Annotated in this window: 9 protein-coding genes and 1 tRNA gene; 4 read left to right on the plus strand and 6 right to left on the minus strand. The window is 39.6% G+C overall.

The annotated features are described in order from the left end of the window. Nucleotide 1 precedes the first annotated feature (1 nt). The 3 genes from WNY98_RS20385 to nudE all read right to left on the minus strand — a co-directional run bounded on the left by WNY98_RS20385 (nt 2) and on the right by nudE (nt 1580). Nucleotides 2-75, minus strand: a tRNA-Met gene (locus WNY98_RS20385). A gap of 136 nt (nt 76-211) precedes the next feature. Beyond that, nucleotides 212-1015, minus strand: coding sequence for a 3'(2'),5'-bisphosphate nucleotidase CysQ (gene cysQ, locus WNY98_RS20390; protein WP_007586545.1), 804 nt, complete (start codon nt 1013-1015; stop codon nt 212-214). Next, nucleotides 1008-1580 (minus strand): ADP compounds hydrolase NudE, encoded by a 573-nt coding sequence (nudE, locus tag WNY98_RS20395; RefSeq protein WP_024598021.1) that lies wholly within the window; start codon nt 1578-1580, stop codon nt 1008-1010. The genes cysQ and nudE overlap by 8 nt, the downstream gene beginning before the upstream one ends. Before the next feature lie 61 nt (nt 1581-1641). Here nudE and yrfG point away from each other — a divergent pair, with 61 nt between their 5' ends. Beyond that, nucleotides 1642-2289, plus strand: a complete 648-nt coding sequence (gene yrfG, locus WNY98_RS20400; RefSeq protein ID WP_002963013.1) for a GMP/IMP nucleotidase — start codon at nt 1642-1644, stop codon at nt 2287-2289. A gap of 15 nt (nt 2290-2304) precedes the next feature. Here yrfG and WNY98_RS20405 read toward each other — a convergent pair whose 3' ends face one another. The 3 genes from WNY98_RS20405 to WNY98_RS20415 all read right to left on the minus strand — a co-directional run bounded on the left by WNY98_RS20405 (nt 2305) and on the right by WNY98_RS20415 (nt 3743). Further along, nucleotides 2305-2928, minus strand: a complete 624-nt coding sequence (locus tag WNY98_RS20405; RefSeq protein ID WP_007586550.1) for a dUTP diphosphatase — start codon at nt 2926-2928, stop codon at nt 2305-2307. A 105-nt stretch (nt 2929-3033) separates the two neighbouring features. Then, complete coding sequence (locus tag WNY98_RS20410; RefSeq protein WP_024592461.1) at nt 3034-3402, minus strand: YacL family protein; 369 nt, start codon at nt 3400-3402, stop codon at nt 3034-3036. A gap of 116 nt (nt 3403-3518) precedes the next feature. Next, nucleotides 3519-3743, minus strand: coding sequence for a hypothetical protein (locus WNY98_RS20415; protein ID WP_002963009.1), 225 nt, complete (start codon nt 3741-3743; stop codon nt 3519-3521). Between the two features lie 302 nt (nt 3744-4045). On the opposite strand from WNY98_RS20415, the gene uvrD reads away from it, so the two are divergent. From uvrD to WNY98_RS20430, 3 genes are all read left to right on the plus strand, one after another. After that, a complete protein-coding gene (gene uvrD, locus WNY98_RS20420) occupies nt 4046-6211 on the plus strand; it encodes a DNA helicase II (protein WP_007586555.1) in 2166 nt (721 codons plus the stop codon). Beyond that, nucleotides 6189-8258, plus strand: a complete 2070-nt coding sequence (locus WNY98_RS20425) for a GNAT family N-acetyltransferase (protein ID WP_342878799.1) — start codon at nt 6189-6191, stop codon at nt 8256-8258. The genes uvrD and WNY98_RS20425 overlap by 23 nt, the downstream gene beginning before the upstream one ends. Nucleotides 8259-8360: 102 nt before the next feature. Continuing rightward, a complete protein-coding gene (locus tag WNY98_RS20430; RefSeq protein ID WP_342878800.1) occupies nt 8361-9209 on the plus strand; it encodes a chemotaxis protein CheW in 849 nt (282 codons plus the stop codon). Nucleotides 9210-9456: the final 247 nt, after the last annotated feature.

Here is a 9456-nt window from a genome sequence, read left to right on the forward strand (position 1 = left end):
GTTGCGGGAGCCGGATTTGAACCGACGACCTTCGGGTTATGAGCCCGACGAGCTACCAGACTGCTCCATCCCGCGCCTGTAATTTCTTTAAAACATTTTCGTAATATTTACGAGCCTGCCTTGAAGAGAGCGCTACTATATAGGAATAAACATTTAATGCAAGGCCTAAACTAATTAAAGTTGTTCAACCGAACAAAAAGCAATCAAATTGCTATTCTGCGCTCAACCTTTGATGCGGATTAATCATTTTTTGCCATTCCCAGTCTGGATGTCCCATCACTATAAAGTCAGGGTTCTCAGTACTCTCACGTTGGTTGTACGTTAGCGGATTAAATTCGGCATCGGTAATACAACCACCGGCTTCTTCAACAATAACTTGTGAAGCACCTGTATCCCACTCTCCCGTTGGACCAATTCTTAAAAAACAATCTGCTTTGCCTTCTGCAACAGTACAAGCTTTTAATGAGCACGAACCAATAGCAATAGTTGTAAACTGACTATTTAAATACTGACTCACCGCTTCTATTTTTTGGCGGCGGCTCACAGCAAGCGTCAAGTTCTCTGGCGGCGCTACAGATATTTGCTTATCAATTGAGTTTTCACGTTTAAAGGCACCATTTTTAGCTGTAGCAAAATAAGTCACACCTTTTGCAGGCCAATGAATAACACCAAGCACTGGGTGATTATTTTCAATCAATGCAATATTTACTGCAAAATCGCCACTTTCTAAAATAAACTCGCCTGTGCCATCCATCGGATCGAGTAACCAATAACGCTGCCAATCCTGCCTGTCGGCTAGTGCTGGTATAGGTGTTTCTTCCGACATAATAGGAATATCGGGCGCTAAGACTTTTAATCCAGCAACCAGTACGTCATTTGCTGCTAAATCAGCTTTGGTAACAGGCGTATTATCTGATTTCTCTTGTTGGCCAATATCACCTTTTTTATAAATGGCCATAATTGCATCGCCAGCACGCTCAGCTAATTCAATACACGGTTCGATTAATTTATTCATCGGCAGCTCCAGACGCTAAATACTTATCTAATAATAGCAAAGCTGCAACACTGCGTGCTTCGGTAAAATCTTCTTGGTCTAATAATGACTGCCACTGAGTTAATGGCCACTTAACAACAACAAGCGGCTCTGGTTCGTCGCCAATAAGGCTTTGTGGGTATAATTGCTTAGCAAATAAAATATGCATAGTGGCATTAAAGTAACTCGGCGCCATTGTTACTGTTCTTAATGGTTTAAAATACTCAGCACCAAAGCCAATTTCTTCTTTAAGCTCTCTGTTAGCAGCTTGCTCTGGCGTTTCACCCGGATCAATTAAGCCTTTAGGAAAACCTAACTGGTAATCGTTTGTTCCCGCACAGTATTCACGTACAAGTAGTAATTCGTTGTCTGCACTTAATGGAACAATCATCACCGCTCCCCGGCCACCGCCGCGAATTCGCTCATACTGGCGCTCTTCGTTATTAGAAAACTTTAGCTCTAAAGACTCCACAGTAAACAGGCGGCTTTTAGCGACAACATTGTTACTGAGGATTTGTGGTGGTGTTGGGTGCTTTTTCTGTGTCATTGGCGTTAATTTGCTATCATGGCAGTTAGTTCAATAATAAACCTTATAAGTTGAAATTCCTATGTTAAATTGGTCAAAAATCGATACCGTTTTGCTCGACATGGATGGAACATTACTCGATTTACATTACGACAGTCATTTTTGGCTTAACGTTATTCCTGCGCAACACGCATTAGCAAGGGGCATTAGCCTAGATGCAGCTAAAGCAGATATTTTAAAACGCTATCAAGCTGTGAGCGGTCAAATACAGTGGTATTGTTTAGATTATTGGGAGCAGCAATTAAGCTTGCCTATAATGGAGCTTAAACGAGAATCTCAGCATTTAATTAAAATGCGTGAAGACGTACCTCATTTTTTAACTGAGCTTAAAAAAGCAGGCAAAGAGTTAATTTTACTTACCAACGCCCACCCTGAGAGTGTCATGCTTAAATTTGAGCATACAGCGATTGATAACTACCTAGATGGCGTAGTGTCTACTCATGAATATGGAGTAAGTAAAGAGCAACAAAGTTTATGGCACCAAGTACAAAAAGACTTAGGCTTTAATAAAAGTCGTACTTTATTTGTTGACGATAGCATTGCGGTTTTGAATGCCGCACGAGAATACGGCATTGAGCACTTACTTGCAGTTGCTAACCCTGATAGCCAACAACCACATAACGAAATAGCCGATTACCTAAGTGTTACCGACTATCGTAAGATTATCTAACTCAGTTTACGTGGGCTAGATTTTTGGGTAACGCGCTTCTAGCCCTTGATATACTAACTTTGCAAAATCTGCATGTTCTGTATCAAGGCTTTTAACTACTTCAACTAAATGCTCGTTATCTTCTTGCCCGTTCCATTCTTTAATATAGCTACCATCTTTGTAACCGTGATCTTGGCGGAAAAAGTTTAACGTATTTTTACCTACGTAGCCGCGATATAAATCATCAATATCCATACCCATTTGCGCCATACAGCCGGCAAAGGCACCTGCATTAAACGTTTTATCAGCAACAGCAGACGCCGCTAATATCTCTAGTGTTTGTTTAAAATCATCAGCTTGTTGAGCATTACTAAGCTCAGTTTCAAGTTGCTTTGCTAAGTCTTCGTAGCTAGTTTCGCCGTCAATTCTAAGCGATAGACCAAAATGAAAAATATCAACCAACTCTAAAATAACTTGTTCAGTATCTGGTGTTTGTTTTTTCCACCATTTCCAACCATGATGATCTAGCATTTCAGCACACTCAACCCAAATAGCGCGGTACCATTCAAACCCTTGAGTAAACCATTGCTCATGTACTTTAGTATTCATGGCGTTTTGCATTTCTAGCATCACTACTAGCTTGTTTAAATTGGCAGACATATCAATTCCTGTCGTTTTGGTTGGCGTAATTTTCGTTGGTGTAATAATACAGATAAAATGCTGATTGTGCATTGCTGTATATTTTTATTAGTGTGCTAATTATGTTTATCGTGACGTCGTAAACTCATGCCATGAATCAATTAAATCAATGAAATCTTCAAAGCCACAACCACTACTTAAACCATTTTCTTCAAGCGCTAAATCGTCATCTTGATACGCTATTAGATCTTCGCTATCTTGATGAAGCGCATGGGCTTCAAATAATGCTTCGTCTTTCGTTAAGATTAAATCTATTTCTTGACCCTTCAGCGTTAGCGGCTCATAGCTTGAACTTACCGATGCAATAAGCGCTTGCACCATGGCCACTTTGTCTTTGCCTATTTCTTCGTTTAGCCAGCGACCAATAATAGCGTGTTCACTGCTTATTTTAATACGTAGCCCACTAATAGGGTCGCGAATAAATTGATATTCCATAGGGTTTGCCTGTAAATCTTTAATTGCGTAATTATATACGTAAACGCCCGTAAACCACAGGACATATAAAGCAAAATAGCGCCACAAGGGCGCTATTTTATTCAACTTTAAAGCCGTTAACTTCGCGATCTATAACGCGCTGCGTCAATGATCGACCATAAGTAAATAATAGGCACAAGTACAAAACCTACAAGCACATAAATTAGTGCATAACTTATTATAATAGCGAGTGCAAAAAATATAGCCGCTAAAATACGCCCTTGCACTAACTGCCCTAAACCAGGAAAAAATATATTACATAATGCTGCGATTACGTTACCGCCAGAACCTTGATCTGCCATACTAACCTCTGTATTTATTTGATTTTATAATTATTTACTTACACACTTTATGCCAATTTATTAAAGCTTACAAATCAAATAGTTAAATTAGCCTAGATTTAGAGAGTTAGTAAATTTTGCTAACTTTAGGTCAAATTAGCAATTTTTGTTATGCGTTTACGCTTTTTATTCGCTTAGTTAATTAGCAAGTTACTCGTTTTGAACACTATTTTATAAATAGCTGTTTATAAAAACAGTATTTTATTTAGCCTAACAAAAACACCTGTTATACTGGCCACAATATTGATTAAAAAGGCGTAACGATGGACGTTTCACAATTACTCGATGGCTTAAATGACAAACAACGCGACGCCGTTGCAGCCCCACTACAAAACATGCTGGTATTAGCAGGTGCTGGGTCTGGTAAAACACGAGTGTTAGTTCATCGTATTGCGTGGCTTATGCAAGTTGAGCAAGCCTCCGCTTACAGTATTTTTGCAGTTACCTTTACTAATAAAGCAGCTAAAGAAATGCGTGGCCGCGTTGAAGAAACACTAAAAGCGCCTGTAGGTGGTATGTGGATTGGTACTTTCCATGGTTTATCGCATCGTATTTTACGTGCTCATCACCGTGAAGCTAACTTACCTGAAGCCTTTCAAATTTTAGACTCTGACGATCAGCTTCGGATGATCAAGCGCTTATTAAAATCGATGAATATTGATGATAAAAAATGGCCTGCTAAACAATTTGGCTGGTACATAAGCGCCAAAAAAGATGAAGCACTTCGCCCTAAAGATATCCAAGCATACGATATTAACGAGCAAATGATGCTGCGTGTTTATGCCGCCTATCAAGAGGCCTGTGATAGAGCGGGCCTAGTTGATTTTGCTGAAATATTACTACGCAGCTACGAAGTATTAAAAAATAACCCTACGTTACTACGTCATTATCAGCAACGCTTTGCACATATGCTCGTAGACGAGTTCCAAGATACAAATACCATTCAATATGCTTGGTTAAAGTTACTTGCTGGCGATACTAACAGCATTATGATTGTAGGCGACGATGACCAAAGCATTTATGGTTGGCGTGGTGCTAAAATCGAAAACATTAAACGTTTTTTAACTGACTTTAGCGCAGAAACCATTCGCCTTGAACAAAACTACCGTTCAACCGCGACTATTTTGAAAGCGTCCAACGCATTAATTCAAAATAACTCAGAACGTATGGGTAAAAGCTTGTGGACCGACGGTAACGATGGCGAGCCAATCTCTATTTATGCAGCATTTAATGAGTTAGACGAAGCACGCTTTGTAAGTAGCAAACTACGCAGCTGGTTAAATGCAGGTAATGCCCTACAAGATGCCGCAATTTTATACCGTAGTAACGCGCAATCTCGTGTACTCGAGGAAGCTATGCTACAAGAAGGCTTAAAATACCGTATTTACGGTGGTATGCGATTTTTCGAACGACAAGAAATTAAAGATGCGTTGTCGTACTTACGCCTAGTAGGTAATCGTCAAGACGATGCCGCGTTTGAGCGTGTAATTAACACGCCAGCACGCGGTATTGGCGACAAAACATTGAGCCATATACGAGATTGTGCACGAGCAGAATCGTTACCGCTTTGGTATGCCGCAAAAGCAATTGTAGAACAACAGCATTTATCTGGTCGTGCTTCTGGTGCCGTAAGTAAGTTTGTAGAGCTAGTTGAACAAATTGAAGATAAAATTAGCGATCTAACTTTGCATGAGCAAGCCAAGTACACAATTCAAACCTCAGGCTTGATGGCAATGTACCAAGCTGAAAAAGGTGAAAAAGGCCGTGCTCGCGTAGAAAACTTAGAAGAGCTAATTAGCGCATGTGACCAGTACGAACTTCCTGAAGACGAAGAATACAGCTCGCCTTTACAAGGCTTTTTAGCACATACATCACTTGAGTCAGGTGAAGGACAAGCAGAAGAACACGAAGACGCCGTTCAAATGATGACACTTCACTCAGCTAAAGGCTTAGAGTTTCCGTTAGTGTTTATGGTGGGCGTAGAAGAAGGCATGTTCCCTTCTCAGCAAAGTAACGAAGAGTCTGGTCGTTTGGAAGAAGAGCGCCGCCTTTGTTATGTAGGCATGACACGAGCAATGGATAAGTTATACATTAGCCATGCTGAGAGTCGCCGTTTATACGGGCAAGAAAAATACCATAGCCCATCACGCTTTTTACGCGAAATACCTGAGGACTGCGTTGAAGAAATTCGTATTAAAACACAGGTTTCTCGCCCGCCTGCCGCCGGGCGTTTTAGCGCATCAGTTAGCCATGCCGCATTTGAAGACAGTGGCTTTAACTTAGGGCAACGAGTTTTGCATGCTAAGTTTGGTGTTGGTACCGTACTTAATTACGAAGGCAGTGGCGCGCAATCTCGCGTACAAGTTAACTTTGACGACCTTGGCAGTAAATGGTTAGTAACGGCCTATGCACGATTACAAGCTGTATAAAGCTCACCTAAGTGAGTTAGAACAACAACTAGCTGGCGCGTATCATCGTCAGCTAGTGTTGATTACGGGCAGCCCTGCTTGGTGTTATGAATTACTTAACTCATTAATAGATGAAAACAATGCACTTGTTTTATCAAAGCAGTGCGCGATTAAAAATTCGTACTGGCCTACTCGCACTCATCAAATTTTAGGTCAAGAATTTGCTCATGCTGTTTACGATGGTTTTAGTGGTTTGCACCCTGATAAACTTGCAGCACTTGCCGGCACTGTTAAAGCAGGCGGTATACTGTTTTTATTACTGCCCGAATTAGATGATTTAGCCTCTTGGCAAGACCCTGCTTTAAGCACAATGCAATCACACGGTCAGAGTATTGACTACAGTTTATTTAATCAACGTTTCACGGCTATTATAAAACTATTACCCGCTTTTCACTTTAGTGAAAAAAATGGCTGTATTAGTAATAACGCTAGCTATGTAATGCATAATAAAATTGATTATGAGCCACAGCAAAACTGTATTGAGCAAATAGTAAAAGTAGCTAACGGCCGTGCCAACAGGCCTTTACTCATTAATGCCGATAGAGGTAGAGGTAAGTCGGCAGCACTTGGCTTAGCCGCGGCAAAACTAGCCGATAAAAAAATCATTATTTGCAGCACTCAGTTTAAAGCGACCCATAGTAGCTTTAAACATTTAGCCAACGAGTTGAACCTTCAATACAACACTGAACATAAACAGCTAGCCAATTTGCACTACGTTGCACCTGATGCACTATTAAATGCGCTACCTGAGTGTGATTTATTACTCGTTGATGAAGCTGCAGCAATCCCTGTTCCGTTATTATTAAAAATGCTAGCGCATTACTCTCGTATAGTATTTGCAAGTACACTGGTTGGGTATGAGGGCAATGGTAGGGGTTATACCATTCGCTTTAGTAACTACATTAAAGCGCATTATAAAGCCTCTAAAGTTCTAGCGCTTGATGAGCCACTGCGTTTTGCTAAACACGATCCTCTTGAGCAACACATTCGAACCTTGCTTGCACTCGATGCACAATATAAAGAGTTAAGTAGTGATCAATTAGAGCAGCCAGTTCATAGCGAAATAACTCAGCAATCCCTTGTAAACAATGAGCCTTTACTGCAACAAGTTATTGCCCTGCTTGCATTAGCTCACTATCAAAGTAGTGTAAATGATTTACGCCAACTACTAGATACACCGTCGCAACGAATATTCATCAGCAGAATTAACAATCTATTAGTTGGCGTATGTTTAATCGCAATAGAAGGTGGTTTAAGTGAAGACCTTGCCCTACAGGTTACAAGCGGAGAGCGTCGCCCACAGGGTCATTTAATGGCTCAAACCCTCTCACAACTTAGTTTTAATGATGACTACTTCACACAGTTGAGCGCTCGCGTTGTACGAATAGCGATTGATCCGAGTTCTCACAATATGGGCTTTGGTAAAAAGCTACTTAGCTATTGCGAGTCGCAAGTAAAAAGCCAATGTAATTGGTTTGGTGCAAGCTTTGGCGCAACAGCGCAGTTACTAAATTTTTGGCAAAACCAAGGATTTGATACCGTAAAACTAGGTTATCAACGCGATAAAAGCACGGCAGAACATTCGGCGCTTGTGGTTAAATGCTTAAATAACAAAAGTGCGATTATTCAACCTTTGAAAAAGCAGTTTAAAAACGATTTTTTTTATGGGCTTTTAACACACTTTAAAACCCTGGATTGGCAACTTGTAAGTATTTTAATTGCAGGATTTAGCGATGAGTTAGTAAGCCCCGAGACTCGCGAACGATTAGCCTTGCTCGTAAACAATAGCTTCACTCAATTTAATATCTCTGCGACTCTTTGGCAGGTAGTGAATCAGTCTCCTTCTTGTATGTCTCAATTAACAGAGTCAGATAAACAACTTTTAATAAAGTTAGTGCTTCAAAATGAATGTAATGAAAAAGTAATTCAACACTTAGGTTTATTAGGAAAAAAGCAGCTTGAGAATCAATTTAAACATGCCATAAAAAACCTCACTAGTGCCATCTAATAACTCCTAGTTAACTATCTCTATTAAATCTTACCCTTCTTTAAGCTATTTACTTAATTTGTTCTATCCTTAAAGCATTAATAGGTAAATTAAGATAAAGGCATGGAATTAATAAACTTTAAAGTGGGCTGTAAAACAATTTCACTTAAAATACTCGATATTTTATTAACAGAACGCTTTGACAATAATCTAACAACTTTACCAAACAATAATAAAAGCTTTATTGGTGTTAAAGATTATATGGATATACCAACACCTGTTTTTGATTTGGGTATTATTTTAAATAATATCTCAACTGAGCAAAGTAATGCGAATGCACTAAAACAGCTCAGATCGTGGCAAGAAAAACTATTAAAGTGGTTCAATATACTTCAAAGTAGCTTATCGAGTAGCTCGACTCCTATTTCAAACAATGACACAGAACTACAAGATTTTGTTCTTTTTTACAAAGAATTCAACACCGATAATGAAGACTTAAAATTAACTATGTCTCGGTTTAACGACCACTTCCAATCAATACTAGAGACAATAAAAGAAGTTATAGCAGCCCATAATCGGAGTGATCATAAACAAGTATCCGTGCTGCTCGACAAAATGAATCGTAATAGCTTGATTCAACTCGAGCGCTTATTTGAGTCAGCTAAAGAGCAAATAACCTTAGACTATAAACCTATTATTGTTTTTACCACTAAAGACGGCTTAAACCCGCATGTAGGATTATTGGTAGATAAGGTTGAAGATAATATCGACTTCAAAAAAGAAGATATAAGGCCACTGGATAAACTTACCGAAATTGGCTTCGACATAGAGCCACAAACTAAAAATATGATGCGAGGATTAATAAAGCTTACACAAAAACACAGTTTATTAATTGATCCAAGCGCAATATTTAAACCGACGCAATTAGAAGAATCTGAAAATGAAGAAAGCCAAGCTTACGGACTATTTTAAATAGCTTTTAGATTGGGTTATAAGCTTTAGCACTGGAGTGATGAGCTATTAAAGCGACTCGTTAAGTTCGGGCTTTCTACAGTTTGAAGTCGGTGCGCTACACAGTAGAATGTCGTAGTGACCACAGCGGTGGAGAGCCACATAGCAAATGCTACACTATCATCGGTAGGAGCTTTGGTTTCACTACTGAGTTCGGCATGGGCTCTTGGCTATTTACTAAATCCCAGACAGCAAAAAACCCGTCACA

The organism is Pseudoalteromonas sp. AS71, assembly GCF_038900275.1.
GTDB lineage: Bacteria > Pseudomonadota > Gammaproteobacteria > Enterobacterales > Alteromonadaceae > Pseudoalteromonas.